Raw genomic sequence first — 16,346 nt, 5'->3', positions numbered from 1 at the left:
CCTAAATAATTCGAGCTGTAGGAAGACGGCAACTGAATAAGTCCCAGGCGCTTACTGAAGCAAGTGACTGGGGGTAAACGAAAGCAGCCAATGCAGATGCGGCTTGAAGTATAACGGGGGTAATTATTGCCCGCTTAATACCCGAGCCGGATCAATACGACTTGCGCGACGTGCAGGATACCAACTGGCAATTAAACTCAGCACCAGCGCGGTGGCTAATACGCAGGCCACATCAAACCAGTGCAATTCTGACGGCAGGAAATCAATGAAATAGATATCGCCAGACAAGAATTGATGACCAATCAGCCGCTCCAGCCCACGGATAATGTTGGTCAATTGCATCGAGACAATCACCCCCACTATCACCCCGCTGATACTGCCGATAAGTCCGGCTAATAAGCCATACCAGATAAAGATTGCACGGATCAGACCATCTTTGGCCCCTAATGTGCGTAACACGGCTATATCGCTACTTTTATCTTTAACAGCCATAACCAGGGTGGACACAATATTAAAACTGGCAACACCTATCACCAGCACCATGGCCAAGTACATGATGGTACGAATCATCTGGATATCGCGGTACATATAGCCATAAGTGCCAATCCAACTGCTGATATAAACATACGCATTGCTCACTTCACCGGCACTTCGCACCAGTTTGTTCGCGTTGTATACATCATTGACCTTGATGGCTATACCAGTGACACTGTCACCCATTTCCAAATATTGCTGGGCATCAGCTAAAGGAACCAGTGCCAGACTGTGATCCAACTGGCCACTGAGCTGAAAAACACCGGCGACCTGTAAGCGAATACGCTTAGGTTGCAGCAGTTTCATTTCAGGATCACTATTCGGGATCATTACTGTCAGCCATGACCCCTGTTTCACACCTAATGCGTCAGCCAGACCTTTACCTAAAATAATCTGCTGCTGACCCGCTTTGAAATTATCCCAAGCATGATCAAGCACAAAGCTGGGTAATGCGCTAAGGCGCTGTTCTGCCTGCGGATCAACACCTTTAACCTGAACTGCACGCAGTTGTGTGGCATTTTCAATCAGGCCGGTGAAATTGATATAAGGGGCGGCCGCTACGATACCGGGCACTTTTTCAATGCGTTGCAGGGTTTGCGGCCAGCCACTGAACGGCTGATTAACCACCGCAATTTCGCCGTGTGGTACCACGGCCAAAATGCGATCTTTCAGCTCACGTTCGAAGCCATTCATCGCACTTAGACCCACGATCAATACTGCAACACCCAAGGCGATACCCAAGGTAGATATCACTGAAATTAATGACACCATACCGCCACGACGGCGGCCACGGCTAAACCGTAAGCCGATTAAGAGTGAAAGTGGCGACACACCCATTACTCAGCCCCCACCAGTGTCAAGTGTTGCTGTAGCTGGCCATCGCGCATTTCCAACTGGCGGCTCATACGTTTTGCTAACTGCAAATCGTGGGTTACCACTAAAAATGCCGTCCCCTGGCGAACATTCAATTCACCTAACAGATTAAAGATGCTGTCAGCATTACGTTGGTCTAGGTTACCGGTCGGTTCATCTGCCAAAACCAGTGACGGGTTGTTCACCAGCGAACGGGCAATCGCCACCCGCTGACGCTCACCACCAGACAACTCAGACGGCCGATGTTTGCTCCGTTTTTCCAACCCTACCGCGGTCAACATCGCCCGGGCTTTATCCTGCGCCTCTGCGGGTTTGGCTCCACCGATTAACAGTGGCATTGCGACATTCTCCAATGCGGTAAAATCAGGCAGTAAATGGTGGAATTGATAGATAAAACCTAACTCTCGGTTACGTAATTCCGCTTTCGCGGTGGAAGAGAGCTGATTCAGTGAACGGCCCTGATAAATAACCTCGCCGGAGGTTGGGGAATCCAGACCACCCAACAGATGCAATAAGGTACTTTTACCTGAACCGGAACTGCCGACAATCGCCATCAGCTCACCAGCTTCGATAGTGAACGACACATTACGCAATACGTCAGTGTGCAATTGCCCTTCCTGATAGCGTTTGCACAAATCTAAACACTGTAATAATGGATGGTTACTCATAGCGTAAAGCCTCGGCAGGTTGTGCGGCGGCAGCGCGCCAGGAAGGATAAAGCGTGGACAACAAGGCAATCGCCATCGCCAACAGAGCAATCACGGAGACCTGTACCGGGTTAATTTCCACCGGCAAGGTGGCACCATCAATCAATAAACCGAGAATCGGGATAATCGTGTTCAATTGGCTGGCGAGTAAAATACCCAGCCCGGCACCAAGTAACGCGCCAATTACCCCAGCGGTAGCCCCCTGCACCATAAAGACCAGCATAATTTGACGGCGGCTCAATCCTTGAGTTTGCAAAATGGCCACTTCGCCTTGTTTTTCCATCACTAACAGACCCAGTGAGGTAATAATATTGAAGGCTGCGACGGCAATAATCAGGCTAAGTAGCAACCCCATCATATTTTTTTCCATACGCACCGCCTGGAACAGCTCACCTTTACGCTCACGCCAATCTTTCCATACCGTGCCTTCTGGCAACACCTGTTGGCTCAGGCTATCAACAGACAGCGGTTGTGCAAGGAATAGACGCCAGCCGGTAATATTGCCCGCGGGATAACGCATCAGACGTGATGCATCCTGCTGATTAACCAGCATTTGGTAGCCATCCACCTCACTGTCTGCGGCGAATGTTCCAATGATATTAAACAGCCGCTGGCTAGGAATGCGCCCCATTGGCGTGAACTGACTGGCACTAGGGACCATCAAACGCAATGTTTCACCACGTTTAACACCCAACTGGCCCGCCAGTTTTTCGCCCAGGATAATATTGTAACTCCCCGGCTGTAAATCCTTCAGGTGCACGTTAACCAAATAATCGGCCAGTGGTTCATGACGCTCGGGATCAACACCCAGCATCACACCTGCCGCCAAATTACGTGCACTCTGCAACACCACATCAGCAGTGGTCAGCGGCACAATATCGGTAACACCAGCCAGTGATTTCAATGCTGAGGCGGGGATTTTGTTCGGGTCGAGAGAACCTTGTGGCGTGGTAATCAGCGCCTGCGGCATCAGCCCCAAAATATTATTCTGCAAATCACGCTCAAAACCATTCATCACCGACAGTACCGTGATCAGCGCCATCACGCCAAGCGTGATGCCAATAGTAGAAAGCCATGAGACAAACCGACCGAAGCGATCAGATGCACGCCCGCGCATGTAACGCAGACCAATAAATAGTGCGACAGGTTGATACATGAAATCTGTTTAGATCCTGTTGCTAAAGCAAAGTGATCGAGGATAATAAAGGGTACTACGCCTTTATGGAACCATTAACCGCCTATATCCTTCATATTTCAAGTTACAGGTGTGTTGGCCGCGCTCGTTTACCCGAATCACTTACTTTAGTAAGCTCATCGGGATTTCTCGCTTGCCGCCTTCCTGCATCTTGAGATCTATTGGATATATCTCTGGCTTTTATTCCAAATCAGGGTGCCAGTCTGTGGCTATGCCCCCTCACGTGCTAGGATAGCCGCCGAGATAATTTGTCATCTGTTGTGCTGATACTGTCCTGCTGAACGGCAACATGGGTTAACGCTATCCCTGTTACTTGGTCATGCCGGTAGGCGGCACCCAAGTAAAAAGTCGGTAAGCAACCGATTTGAATAGCATTTATGCTAGCCCATAGGGTGAAGGCTCATTAATACTCAAGCGCTTAGATAACTAAGTGATTGGGGTGAGCAAGGGCAGCCAACACCTCTGCCTCTTGAAGGGCGGCGGGTATACAAACTAAGAGACTGTTTAACTGCTTATGTCCCAACAATATCGTTATTCATTGCCGCAGCGGCCTGGTGATACCCGTCAATTAGGTCAGTTGACTGGCTCAGCCTGCGCGGTGGAATGTGCGGAAATCATTGAGCGCCATGATGGCCCGGTAATGTTAATTACCCCTGACATGCAAACGGCCCTGCGCCTGCGTGATGAGGTGCAACAATTCTCACTCCGCCCAGTAAGCACCCTATCCGATTGGGAAACACTGCCTTACGACAGTTTCTCGCCGCATCAGGATATTATTTCAGCGCGCCTTTCGTGTTTGTATCATCTGCCCACGATGGATCGCGGTGTTATTATTCTCCCGATTAATACCCTGATGCAACGCGTATGCCCGCATGAATTCCTACACGGCCATGCGTTGGTGATGAAAAAAGGCCAGCATCTGTCGCGTGATAAACTACGCGCGCAACTTGAGCAGGCAGGATACCGCAGTGTTGATCAGGTAATGGAACATGGTGAATTTGCGACCCGTGGGGCATTGCTTGATTTGTATCCAATGGGCAGCGAAGAGCCGTATCGAATTGATTTCTTTGATGATGACATTGACAGTCTGCGCGTGTTTGATGTTGATTCGCAGCGCACGCTGTCTGAAGTTGAACAGATAAACCTCCTGCCTGCGCATGAATTTCCGATAGACAAAACCGCAATCGAGTTATTCCGTAGCCAATGGCGTGAACAATTTGAAGTTCGCCGCGACGCTGAACACATCTATCAGCAAGTGAGTAAAGGCATCTGGCCTGCGGGTATCGAATATTGGCAACCCTTGTTCTTTAGCCAACCGTTGCCCTCACTGTTCAGTTATTTACCTGAAAATACCTTATTGGTGAATACCGGCGATCTGGAGGGTTCCGCTGAGCGTTTCTGGCTAGATGTGAATCAGCGCTTTGAAAGCCGCCGTGTTGACCCAATGCGCCCATTGCTGGCACCCGATACGCTCTGGTTACGGGTTGATTCGCTGTTCACTGAGCTAAAAAAGTGGCCTCGGCTCCAGTTCAAGACAGATCCACTGCCGACTAAAGCTGCCAATACCAATTTGCACTATCAGCCCCTGCCTGATGTGGCTGTGCAAGCACAGCAAAAAGCGCCATTGGATAACCTGCGCCGCTTTATCGAAACATTCAGTGGCAGCATCGTGTTTTCAGTCGAAAGCGAAGGCCGACGAGAAACGCTACAAGACCTGTTGGCCCGGATAAAAATCAGCCCGAGCCTGATTACAGCGTTACCACCAGTGGCGGCTCCCGGTCATTATCTGATGATCGGCGCCAGTGAACGCGGCTTCCTCGATACCGATAAACAATTAGCGCTGATTTGTGAAAGTGACCTACTTGGCGAGCGCGTCAGCCGCCGTCGGCAGGATAATCGGCGTACCATCAATACCGATACCCTAATCCGCAACCTGGCCGAGCTGCGCCCCGGCCAGCCAGTGGTTCATCTGGAACATGGCGTGGGCCGCTATCTGGGCTTAACCACGCTCGAAGCTGGCGGCATCAAAGCTGAATACCTGATACTGACCTACGCCGGTGAAGATAAGTTGTATGTGCCAGTCTCATCTTTGCATCTGATTAGCCGTTATTCCGGCGGTGCTGATGAAAATGCGCCACTGCATAAACTGGGCGGAGAAGCCTGGGGGCGGGCACGACAAAAAGCGGCCGAGAAAGTGCGAGACGTGGCAGCCGAACTGCTGGATATCTATGCCCAGCGCGCCGCCAAGTCTGGCTTTAAATTCAAACATGACCACGAGCAATACCAGTTATTTTGCCAAAGCTTCCCGTTTGAAACCACGCCAGATCAGGAACAGGCCATTAATGCGGTTCTCAGCGATATGTGTCGGCCGCTGGCGATGGATCGCCTGGTATGTGGCGATGTTGGTTTCGGTAAAACCGAAGTGGCAATGCGTGCTGCGTTCCTCGCGGTTGCCAATAATAAGCAAGTAGCCGTATTGGTCCCCACTACACTACTTGCCCAACAGCATTTCGATAACTTCCGTGATCGCTTCGCCACTTGGCCGGTCAGGATAGAAATGATGTCCCGCTTCCGCAGTGCCAAAGAGCAGCAAGTGATTCTGGAGCAAGCCGCTGAAGGTAAAGTCGATATCATTATCGGCACCCATAAGTTGCTGCAAAGTGACCTGCGCTGGCAAGATCTCGGCCTGCTGATTGTCGATGAAGAGCATCGTTTCGGTGTTCGTCATAAAGAGCGGATCAAAGCGATGCGTGCCGATGTGGATATTCTGACCCTAACAGCCACACCGATTCCGCGTACCTTGAATATGGCGATGAGCGGCATGCGCGACTTGTCGATTATTGCCACCCCACCGGCGCGGCGCCTGGCAGTGAAAACCTTTGTACGGGAGTACGACAGCCTGGTTATTCGCGAAGCCATCCTGCGTGAGGTTCTGCGCGGTGGGCAGGTTTATTACCTGTACAACGATGTGGAAAATATTGAGAAGGCCACACAACGTCTGGCGGAGCTGGTTCCTGAGGCACGCATCGCTATCGGTCACGGCCAGATGCGTGAACGGGATCTGGAGCGGGTGATGAATGATTTCCATCATCAGCGTTTCAACGTTTTGGTCTGTACCACCATTATCGAAACAGGTATTGATATTCCTAGCGCCAATACCATTATCATCGAGCGCGCTGATCACTTTGGCCTGGCGCAGCTACACCAATTGCGCGGCCGGGTTGGGCGTTCACATCATCAAGCTTATGCTTACCTACTGACGCCGAATCCGAAAGCGATGACCACGGACGCTAAAAAGCGGCTGGAAGCGATTGCCTCACTGGAAGATCTTGGTGCCGGCTTTGCACTGGCAACCCATGATCTGGAGATTCGCGGCGCGGGTGAACTGTTAGGTGAAGACCAAAGCGGCCAGATGACCACCATTGGCTTCTCACTCTATATGGAGCTGCTGGAAAGCGCGGTTGATGCTTTGAAAGAAGGCAGAGAGCCATCTCTGGAAGATTTGACCAGCAATCAAACTGAAATTGAATTGCGCATACCGGTGCTGCTGCCAGAAGATTTCATTCCAGATGTGAATGTTCGGCTTTCATTCTATAAGCGTATCGCCAGTGCCCGCAATGAGACGGAACTTGATGAGCTAAAAGTGGAGTTAATCGATCGTTTTGGCAAACTGCCCGATCCAGCACGTTATCTGTTGCACACCGCAGAGTTACGCCAGCAGGCACAAAAATTGGGCATCAAACGAATTGAAGGTAATGAGCGCGGTGGCTTTATTGAATTTAGTGATAAGAACAAAGTCGATCCTGTCTATCTGATTGGGCTATTACAGCGCCAGCCACAGATATACCGCCTGGAAGGGCCAACCAAGTTGAAGTTTATGCAGGATTTAACTGATCGTTCACAGCGACTGAAATTTATCAGTGAGTTGTTGGCCGCCTTTGCACAGCATCGGGTAGGTTAATCAGCGAGTTAATGCGGGTTTCTCAGCAATGAGAGACCCGCGTTAATGCTAATGCCACTCGCTTAAATTTTTGCCGGGTTTGCGGCAAAAACATGTTCTGTTTAAACGATCAGAATTAGCACTAAATCGCGGGTTCTTGGTACCAGGTCTTGGACAACAGATTTTGTATTATGCTCGGTCGTTCAGTATTAGTTGACCATTTTTATCGATCGGGATCTGCGTACCTGGATCACGATCCATACGAATTTTTCCCTGCTGATCACCAATTTTGTAGGTTACGTCATATCCCAGCATTTTTTGTGACTTGTCATAGACAGTCTGGCAACGCTGTTGAGTGGTGGTATAGGTATCACTTTCTTGCATATTACTTTGCACACGGTTACCGGCATATCCGCCAGCCAATGCACCGGCAACAGTAGCGATATCCTTACCTCGCCCGCCCCCAACCTGATGTCCCAGAACCCCACCCGCTACAGCACCTAACACTGATCCTGCAATCTGATTCTCATCTTGCACTGGTTTACGGTGAGTGACCGTTACATTACGACATTCCTGTCGAGGCGTTTTGACCGTCTCTTTAATCGGTGTCGCCGCAATAACTTGTGCATATTGCGGCGCGCCAGAGAAAACATTCATACTCGCAACTGCGGCAATTCCCAGAGCGGCCGCAATACCGATACCCACGCCTGCTAACATTGATTTGTTCACAGGAAATCCTCCTGAAAGTGTTACCACGCATCTTCTGCCCCAGAATTCCAGCGTAAAAACAGAAAATCTGACAGTTTCCGACACCAAAGGCTGTCTCTGATTAGCGGAATACGGCGTGCGTGACTCGCCGTCTGTAAACACCATGGAGTCTGCACAAAGTCGTTTGAGCTAGCAATAAGACAAATGGACTAAAAACCCAGATAATAGGTGTAAATGAATATGTTTAGGAGGAATCCGACTGTGGGTATTTGCGACTGCGAAATTTTATGCTGCAAATTTTACATTACGGGCGAACACTTTTAGTGTTAAGTGCCTGAGATTGAGCAAACAAAAACCGCCACCTTTTATTAACGGCAGCGGTTTGTTTAAGTGAGAAGGCGATTAGTGTAACTTCAAGCGCGGGCGAATAACCCGATTAATCCCACCCACCAGCATCATCAGGCCAGTCTTGGTATAACCATGTAATGCCACCTGGTGCATACGATACAGTGAGATATACACCACACGAGCAACACGCCCTTCGACCATCATTGAACCGCGCATCAGGTTGCCCATTAGGCTACCCACAGTGCTGAACTTCGACAGAGAAACCAGTGAACCGTGGTCTTTATAGATATACGGCTTCAACGGCTGCTCATTAAGCAACGCCAGAATATTGCTGTAGCAACGGCTGGCCATCTGGTGAGCCGACTGCGCGCGCGGGGGAACAAAACCGCCACTTGCCTGCGGGCAAGAAGCACAGTCACCAATAGCAAAGATATTCGCATCACGCGTCGTTTGCAGTGTTGGTTCCACCACCAATTGATTAATACGGTTGGTTTCCAGCCCAGCGATATCTTTCATAAAGTCCGGTGCTTTGATCCCCGCCGCCCACACCATCAGGTCAGCGTTAATAAACTCACCCTCTTTGGTGTTCAGACCTTTTTCGTCCGCACTGGTCACCATGGTTTTGGTCAGCACGCGCACGCCGAGTTTAATCAATTCCTGATGCGCGGCCGCTGAAATGCGCGGGGGTAATGCGGGTAGAATCCGCTCGCCAGCTTCCACCAGCGTCACATTCAGTGCTTGATTGTCCAAGCCCTCAAAACCGTAGCTATGCAGTTGTTTCACCGCATTGTGCAGTTCTGCAGAGAGTTCCACACCGGTAGCCCCCCCACCAACGATCGCAATGTTAACTTTCCCTTTTTCACCCGGTTGCGCTGAATATTTCAGGAACAGGTTCAGCATTTCATTATGGAAACGGTGTGCCTGATGCGGGTTATCAAGGAAAATGCAGTTCTCTTTTACGCCTGGCGTACCAAAATCGTTAGAGGTACTGCCTAAGGCCATGACCAGAATGTCATAGGTCAATTCACGTTGGGTCACCAGCACATCACCGTGTTCATCGCAAATCTCAGCCAAACTGAGGGTTTTGGTTTCACGGTTAATGTCAGTTAAGGAACCTAACTGGAAGTTAAAGTGGTGGTTACGCGCATGAGCCAGATAGCTCAACGCATCGACGCCATCATCAAGAGAACCCGTGGCTACTTCGTGTAACAGCGGTTTCCACAGATGGCTGTGGTTGCGATCAACCAGAACGATATCCGCTTTCTTGCTGCGGCCCAGCTTATGGCCCAGACTCGTCGCCAGCTCAAGACCGCCGGCACCACCACCAATAATAACGATTTTCTTCTTCGGCGTTGTCAAAATGACCCCCTAAATGTGAACCAATTGTTAGCTAAGGGTAAAAGAATAATATCCTTAGATAACATAGGGTTCGCTGATGCTAAATCAATAATCTGTAGCCAGAATATCATGCAGGGTTATTTGGTCATACCAAAATTGATATATATCAACTTTTTTTGATTAAAGTGACAGCATAGGGAATCTTTCTGGAATAGGATTCAAATAGTTAGCGTTTAGTCACAGTTTAGAATTTTTCTATTTGCAGCGAGGAAAAATCTTATTTTGCCGTTTTTAAGCAACAAAACGGCCTGGATAAAGGATTTAAACTCCCTTTCCCAAACCGGTTAGCAGAACGTTATAGGCTTTACAATTAACCAATCTTTAACAAACCGACTGTTTTAAGCTCAGCAGTCACTTTACGCTAGCCAAGAGTTTTAAAGGCTTTAATGCGCTGAAGATGGGGTGAAAGATCCTTAAACTTGTGGTTTTGTTTCTCGTCCCAAACAATTTCATAATAAGGATGTAGGTCACCCGCAGTTCGCTGGCTATCAAGCATTTCATCATGACGAGACAACACCACCAGGCAACGATCGCGATTTTTCTCGCGAAAGTCATTAATACACTTGCTGGCGATATCAACATACTCTTCTGGGCGGTCGATTTTACCGCCCATATTGTCCTGCGGATACAGATTCGGGTTGAAAGCAACCTGGCGGATACCGCACAGGAAACCAATGCGCTCGGCCCAAAACCCGCCTAAACCAACACCACAAATCAGTGGTTTGACATCACCGCCCTGCTGAATGGCTTTATCCACTTCTTTCAGTAAATGCTGCATATCATGTCGAGGATGCAAGGTGCTGTAACTGATAAAACGCACATCTGGATCGATAAATTGCAGTTGCAGGACTTTCTCGTGATTACCAGGGCTATTGGAATCAAAACCATGTAAATAGACGATCATATTTATCCTCGCGACTTATACTTGTCATACGTCAAGCTGCATGTGCGTTGGCTACACTCACTACTCGGCCCATCCGTGAGCCTCACCTCGTTGAGGCCGCTGCAACTCGAATTATTTAGAGTATTAACTTATTTCAATTGGCTCTTATGTGCATCCCAACGTTCGCTGAGTGCAGTTAATGCCTTATTCGCCTGTTGCCAGCGTGATGACCCCATCAATGATTGACGCTCAAACTGCCCAGAATGATACAAGCGCGCAACCTGATCCGCTTTGACCGGAGACAGGTTATCTAGCACGCTGATGGCACCCTGGCGGTTATTACACACCAAAATCATATCGCAACCGGCATCCAGCGAAGCCTGCCCGCGCTCGGCGTAACTGCCCATTATCGCAGCACCTTCCATCGATAAATCATCTGAGAAGATAATGCCATCAAAACCTAATTCCTGGCGCAATATCTGCTGGAGCCAATACGCCGAGCCGCTGGCCGGGCGCGCATCAGCTTCAGTATAAATCACGTGAGCAGGCATGATGGCATCCAGCAGTCGCCGCTCGATCAACTCGCGAAATATAACCATATCATGAGTGCGGATTTCTGCCAGTGGTCGATTATCATGTGGCGTCTCCTTATGGGAGTCGGCGGTGACCGCACCATGACCGGGGAAATGCTTACCGGTGGTCTTCATCCCGGCACTAGTCATGCCTCGGATAAAGCATTCCGCCATTGCCAGAGCCTGTTGTGGCTCGCTGTGGAAAGAGCGCTCACCAATAGCGGCGCTAACATGGCCGATATCCAGTACCGGCGCAAAACTGATATCGATATCCATCGCTATCATCTCGGCCGCCATCAGCCAACCGGCCTCTTGCGCCAGCTTAGCTGCCGTAGTTGCATCATTAATAGCGGCAAACGACTGGGCCGCAGGCAGGCGAGTAAAGCCATCACGAAAACGCTGCACCCGGCCCCCTTCCTGGTCAACGGCCACCACCAGACGCTCACGAGAGGCCGCCCTGATTTGACGAACCAGCTCACGCAACTGTTCCGCATCATGAAAGTTACGGCTGAACAAAATCAGACCGCCCACCAGTGGGTGTTTTAAAATCTCACGCTCTTCAGCATCCAGCTCATAGCTGGCGACGTCTAACATTACTGGTCCCACAACAACCTCACTTCATTCAATAAAATACCCCTCGGACGGGATCGCCACAGGGGGTCGATTTGCCTGGCTGCTACGCCGATTTCTTTGGGTAACGCTACGAATTAAAACGATAAATTAAACCGCTGGCGCAGTGGCGACGCCCATTGTAAAAATGTCTCATCACCCGTTTGCTGCCAGCGCACCTCAAACCACATCAGCATCAGGTAATCAATCCACGGTAACCAGCGCTGTATCTGCTGTGATAAGCGTTTGATGTCAGGGTATCCCTGCTCACTCGCGCAGTAGTGCTGTAAAAAGGCATGTTGTTGTGGCAATAACCAGTTATTGCTGCGAAACAGCGCCGCAATATCCAATGCGATATCCCCATCGGCAGCATATTCCCAATCAATCAGTTTCAGCCCGGTTGGGGTCATTAACACATTGCCGGGATGGACATCCATATGCAACGGCGCCAACTTAATAGGCTGCGGTAGCGGGCGGCGCAGAAAATCATGTTGGCGGCGCAACCAGGCAGGTGAGCGGCGCGTTGAGTCAATCAATTGCCCATAGCGGGTTAACTGACGGCGCAAGTCGAGACGGTAGCCGCTGATGGGCAGATGATGCAGGCGGGCCAATAACTGTGGCAACTGCCCATTATCTGATAATTCAATAAATTGCTCATTAGTGACAACGTCACCTTCAAGCCAATTAACCACTAACCAGTGCTGATCGGCGGCAATAATGGCCGGTGAGAAATGCTGATTTGCCACGTGTCGTAACAGTTTTCGTTCCCGCCGCCGATTCACCCCCAACTGACGTTTGGCTAGTGATTGTTGACGTGCCAACCAGTCAATATTGGGTGCTGTAATACGCCAGCTTTCACCGGTTAGCCCCGCGACCGGACTAAAGTGATAATCGGCGATTTTCATCGCCGGATTTATGCTGTCAATGAATGCATACAGAGAGAGATCAGCGCTGAACCGGGCCATTACCTGACCAAATGATTTCGCCTGATTGTGCCTGCATCAATTGCATTTCAATGGTTGGCGACTTCACATCACCACTCACATCGCTGTACAGCACATATTGAGCGCCGACATAGCGGGCCAAACCAATCGCTTTGCTGCGCGACCCCAGGCTATCTTCTTCCGAAAGCCCCAGCGTTTGCTTAGCAACGGCTAATTGTTGCGGCGAGATCAAAACAAACTTTTTATTCGCCGCTAGCACTTGATGTAATGCGGCGGTGGCTTTCGCCGTTTGCAATGCACCATTGGTGTTGTTTTTAACGCTATCCAATAGCAGAATGCTGCCATTCGCCACTTCGTTGTTATTCACCATTTTCGCCACCAACGGCTCGACACTGATAGCCCAATCGATAGATTGCACTTTCGGTGGCTGCGGCACGGTGTCTACCGGCGGAGGTGTCTCAACGACAGGGGGTGTTACCGGTTCAATGGTGACGGGCGGTGTCGTTGGTGCAACAGGCGTCCGGGACGGACAACCGGTCAGCACTAACGCTGCCAAAACCACAAATAAATACCTTTTCATTGCCCTACTCCAATTGTGAAAATCAATCGGTTATAAAAATAAATGAAGGCGTGCACTGCGCGCATTAAAATTATTATTAACTGACTGAATAGTGACATCGTCCCCTGGTGCTATCATCACAAAACGCGGCGCTTCCAGCGGCGGCACATCTAAGCCCTGGGTATCATACCAATAAAAACGGTAGTTGATTCTTACCGGCTTATTCTGGCTATTCGTGATAACTGAACGCGCAACATTATTGCCAGAAGAGAGTGATACTGTGGGTTGAGAAGCCAAAATACCTGCCGTCAGAACCGACGAATCCATTACCACGGTTTGCTGTTTATTTACTGCAATCCCTTTCGGGTTGCTGCACCCCAATAATGTCGCGATACACGCCGACACCATCACCGGTAATAAAAACGCCTTAACACGGCGCATAGGCTTACCTCATTTAGACTCAATCATTATGTCGCTATTGATGCAGCATCATTATTTATGTGACAACAATGAACCCAGATCACGACCACCAACCAGGTGCATATGAATATGATAGACCACTTGCCCGGCATGTTGGTTACAGTTGATGATCAGGCGATAGCCCTCTTCGGCAATGCCTTCTTGTTGTGCAAGTTTAGCCGCTACGGTAATCATACGACCCAGTGTGGCTTCATGTTCTGCGGTGACATCATTCACAGTTGGAATAAGAATGTTGGGAATGATTAAGATATGGGTGGGTGCCTGTGGGGCAATATCACGAAACGCCGTCACCAGCTCATCCTGGTAGACCACGTCGGCAGGAATTTCACGGCGGATAATTTTGCTGAAAATCGTTTCTTCGGCCATTACGCATTTCCTTTATCATTATAAAACGGAGAATGCGTAGTATGAGCGACAAATTCTATTGATTTCAACCTCAATAATCAGCCTCTGGCATAAGCCGCCGCTTTTTCAAACAAAGCGGGCTCTGGGCGAATCCCCGTATACAGCACAAATTGCTCAACCGCCTGAATAGCAAATACTTCTGCGCCAGTAATAACGGTTTTCTGCTGTGCTTTAGCGTAACGGATAAGTGGGGTGACTGCCGGCAGTGCCACCACATCAAAAATGATATCCGCACTATCTATTTCACCCTGAGTAAATGCCAGAGCATCGGCATCCTTCCCCCCCGACATCCCCACCGGGGTAGCATTAATCAACACATTAGCCCGAACGTCCTGCATATCAGGGCGATAAATATAACCTGATTGATCCGCTAACTGCTTACCTGTCACTTCATTTGTCGCAATGATATAACCCTGCTTAAAACCTGCATTTTTTAATGCAAAAGCCACTGCTTTTGCCATGCCACCACTGCCACGTAAAGCAAAAACCTGCTTTGATGACACCTGATATGTCGCAAGCAACATGGCGATGGCGATATAGTCGGTGTTGTACGCCTTAAGGTAGCCTGCGGTATTGACCAGAGTATTTACTGAGTTAATAGCTTTAGCTGATGGGTCCATCTCATCCACCAGCGGAATCACCGCCTCTTTAAAGGGCATTGAGATGGCACAACCACGAAACCCCAGCGCCCGCACACCACCGATGGCGGCAACAAGATCAGTGGTGGTAAAAGCCTTATACAGATAATCGAGGTCTAAGGCATCATACAAAAAGTTGTGAAAACGGGTACCAAAGTTACTGGGTCTGGCCGCCAGAGAAATACACACTTGGGTGTCTTTATTTAAATACCGGGTCATCTTCTCACCTTAAATAGTCATTACGCCCTGCCCGCACAAGCTTTTCATGCCGAAGGACGGTGGGCGATAAGCCCTTGCTGTACTAAAATTATCAGCTAAAAAGGTGATATTAAAAACTGCTGAGATTCATTCAATAGAGATCCTCTTTTATGGTCAGTCGACGTCTTGAGCAACAATATTTACGCTTACTGGGCGTGGTTGGGGTGCAACAGGTTACGATTACACTGCAAGAATTAGCCGACAAGCTTAGCTGCACTAAGCGCCATATGCGGACATTGCTGGTTAAAATGCAACAGGCTGGCGGGTTTTATGGCAGTCAGAAGCTGGCCGTGGTCGCCGTTCACACTTACAACTATTGCGGAACACTCATCAACTATTGATTGAAAAAGCGGAACAGTTATTGGATTCAGGCGATTTCAACGCGACCATTGCGCTACAGGGAGAAGATAAATAGGTGGTGCGCCGGTCACGGTATACCGTGAATTACGCCGTCTGCGGGATAAGGAGCTGCGTTTATTCCCAGAGATATCACCGGCGCAGGTTGCCGCTGATGAAGGCAATTGGGCGGGTTACACCCTCGCACAAGGCGGCCCATTAGTCGCCCGCAAAGATTTGCGCGTTAGGCTCAATTACGACATCACCGAGAATGGCAACAATTACGGGGATAACGTCAGCCGGATCACTGGCGTCTTTGCTCCCGAATCAGGTTCTAATTCAATTATCTATACCCGCACCACCACTTACAAGATTGTTCCTAAAATCAAAGCTGACGCGGATTTTTCTGTTGACGTTCAGGGCGGCCCGCCGCCCCTTGGAGTTCTGTCAATAACTGTACGCGGTAGCGATACTCAACCGGCAAAATCGGTTGAAAGCACCCCGCCAGGCGCAGAATTTAGTTATCCAAAATTACCAAAAAACTCCACGACTAAACAGATAAAACGTTATCACCAGCAAACCAGCCAGCTTTTTGAGGATATGGGCCATAAGGAACGGCGACAGCTAGCCGAACGTATCCGCAATGAAGGTAATCAAGATAGAAAAGTGCCTGATAATAGCCAGGTGAAAAAAGCAGACATAGCGGCTCAGTATCAGCCGGTCGGTGAGTTAGCAGATCAGGTGCTGAGTTTCCTACGAAAAATCGGCATAGAGCCGGAGTTGTGGGAATTGCGGGCGCTGGTTATGGGGGGTAAGGTAGATTTTGGGGATGCTGTTTTCTACCTACAAAATGAGCAGTTGTTATGTGACAAACATCCAAAATAGCAGTAAAAAAACACTATCTGCAATCAATTTTAGTGATCGTATTTGAGGATTAATTGACTTTATTACTTATCTAT

General features: G+C 49.4%; 14 protein-coding genes and 1 pseudogene. 3 read left to right on the top strand and 12 right to left on the bottom strand.

The window, feature by feature from the left end; genetic code table 11:
• Nucleotides 1–123: 123 nt before the first annotated feature.
• From lolE to lolC, 3 genes are read right to left on the bottom strand one after another with little or no spacing between them, the layout of a single operon-like run.
• Nucleotides 124–1,371 (bottom strand): lipoprotein-releasing ABC transporter permease subunit LolE, encoded by a 1,248-nt coding sequence (gene lolE, locus V2A85_RS08785; RefSeq protein ID WP_372559254.1) that lies wholly within the window; start codon nt 1,369–1,371, stop codon nt 124–126.
• Nucleotides 1,371–2,075, bottom strand: coding sequence for a lipoprotein-releasing ABC transporter ATP-binding protein LolD (lolD, locus tag V2A85_RS08780; RefSeq protein ID WP_083158541.1), 705 nt, complete (start codon nt 2,073–2,075; stop codon nt 1,371–1,373). Before lolD ends, lolE begins: the two co-directional genes overlap by 1 nt.
• Nucleotides 2,068–3,270, bottom strand: a complete 1,203-nt coding sequence (lolC, locus tag V2A85_RS08775) for a lipoprotein-releasing ABC transporter permease subunit LolC (RefSeq protein ID WP_420071266.1) — start codon at nt 3,268–3,270, stop codon at nt 2,068–2,070. The genes lolD and lolC overlap by 8 nt, the downstream gene beginning before the upstream one ends.
• Before the next feature lie 553 nt (nt 3,271–3,823).
• Between lolC and mfd the strand changes: the two genes are divergently transcribed.
• On the top strand, nt 3,824–7,270 hold the full coding sequence (gene mfd / locus V2A85_RS08770) for a transcription-repair coupling factor (protein ID WP_420071265.1): 3,447 nt from the start codon (nt 3,824–3,826) through the stop codon (nt 7,268–7,270).
• A gap of 168 nt (nt 7,271–7,438) precedes the next feature.
• Here mfd and V2A85_RS08765 read toward each other — a convergent pair whose 3' ends face one another.
• From V2A85_RS08765 to V2A85_RS08725, 9 genes are all read right to left on the bottom strand, one after another.
• Entirely contained in the window at nt 7,439–7,978 is a 540-nt protein-coding gene (locus V2A85_RS08765) for a glycine zipper 2TM domain-containing protein (RefSeq protein WP_372559258.1), read from the bottom strand.
• 381 nt (nt 7,979–8,359) lie between these two features.
• Nucleotides 8,360–9,664, bottom strand: coding sequence for an NAD(P)/FAD-dependent oxidoreductase (locus tag V2A85_RS08760; RefSeq protein WP_083158537.1), 1,305 nt, complete (start codon nt 9,662–9,664; stop codon nt 8,360–8,362).
• 400 nt (nt 9,665–10,064) lie between these two features.
• A complete protein-coding gene (gene ycfP, locus V2A85_RS08755) occupies nt 10,065–10,607 on the bottom strand; it encodes an alpha/beta hydrolase YcfP (RefSeq protein ID WP_083158536.1) in 543 nt (180 codons plus the stop codon).
• 128 nt (nt 10,608–10,735) lie between these two features.
• Nucleotides 10,736–11,752 carry a beta-N-acetylhexosaminidase gene (gene nagZ / locus V2A85_RS08750; RefSeq protein ID WP_372559259.1) on the bottom strand — a complete coding sequence of 339 codons (1,017 nt, stop codon included), beginning with the start codon at nt 11,750–11,752 and terminating at the stop codon, nt 10,736–10,738.
• A 113-nt stretch (nt 11,753–11,865) separates the two neighbouring features.
• Nucleotides 11,866–12,672: a thiamine kinase gene (gene thiK / locus V2A85_RS08745; RefSeq protein WP_420071271.1), complete on the bottom strand. Its 807-nt coding sequence runs from the start codon at nt 12,670–12,672 to the stop codon at nt 11,866–11,868.
• Between the two features lie 40 nt (nt 12,673–12,712).
• The gene (gene lpoB / locus V2A85_RS08740; protein WP_372559260.1) at nt 12,713–13,291 is read right to left on the bottom strand and encodes a penicillin-binding protein activator LpoB; all 579 of its coding nucleotides are present in this window, start codon (nt 13,289–13,291) and stop codon (nt 12,713–12,715) included.
• 30 nt (nt 13,292–13,321) lie between these two features.
• Complete coding sequence (locus V2A85_RS08735; RefSeq protein ID WP_372559261.1) at nt 13,322–13,711, bottom strand: YcfL family protein; 390 nt, start codon at nt 13,709–13,711, stop codon at nt 13,322–13,324.
• A gap of 51 nt (nt 13,712–13,762) precedes the next feature.
• Complete coding sequence (gene hinT, locus V2A85_RS08730) at nt 13,763–14,116, bottom strand: purine nucleoside phosphoramidase (RefSeq protein ID WP_372559262.1); 354 nt, start codon at nt 14,114–14,116, stop codon at nt 13,763–13,765.
• A 77-nt stretch (nt 14,117–14,193) separates the two neighbouring features.
• Nucleotides 14,194–15,012, bottom strand: coding sequence for a shikimate 5-dehydrogenase (locus V2A85_RS08725; protein WP_420071264.1), 819 nt, complete (start codon nt 15,010–15,012; stop codon nt 14,194–14,196).
• Between the two features lie 149 nt (nt 15,013–15,161).
• On the opposite strand from V2A85_RS08725, the pseudogene V2A85_RS08720 reads away from it, so the two are divergent.
• Nucleotides 15,162–15,463: pseudogene (locus V2A85_RS08720) on the top strand (SgrR family transcriptional regulator); the annotation flags it as partial.
• A 161-nt stretch (nt 15,464–15,624) separates the two neighbouring features.
• Nucleotides 15,625–16,272 (top strand): hypothetical protein, encoded by a 648-nt coding sequence (locus V2A85_RS08715; protein ID WP_420071263.1) that lies wholly within the window; start codon nt 15,625–15,627, stop codon nt 16,270–16,272.
• The last annotated feature ends 74 nt before the right edge of the window (nt 16,273–16,346 follow it).

Origin of the sequence: Yersinia sp. 1252 StPb PI, from assembly GCF_048593885.1 — a bacterium.
GTDB classification, from domain to species: domain Bacteria; phylum Pseudomonadota; class Gammaproteobacteria; order Enterobacterales; family Enterobacteriaceae; genus Yersinia; species Yersinia enterocolitica_E.
Note: the sequence above shows the minus strand (reverse complement) of the source record. Positions and strands in the feature narration are given on the sequence as shown.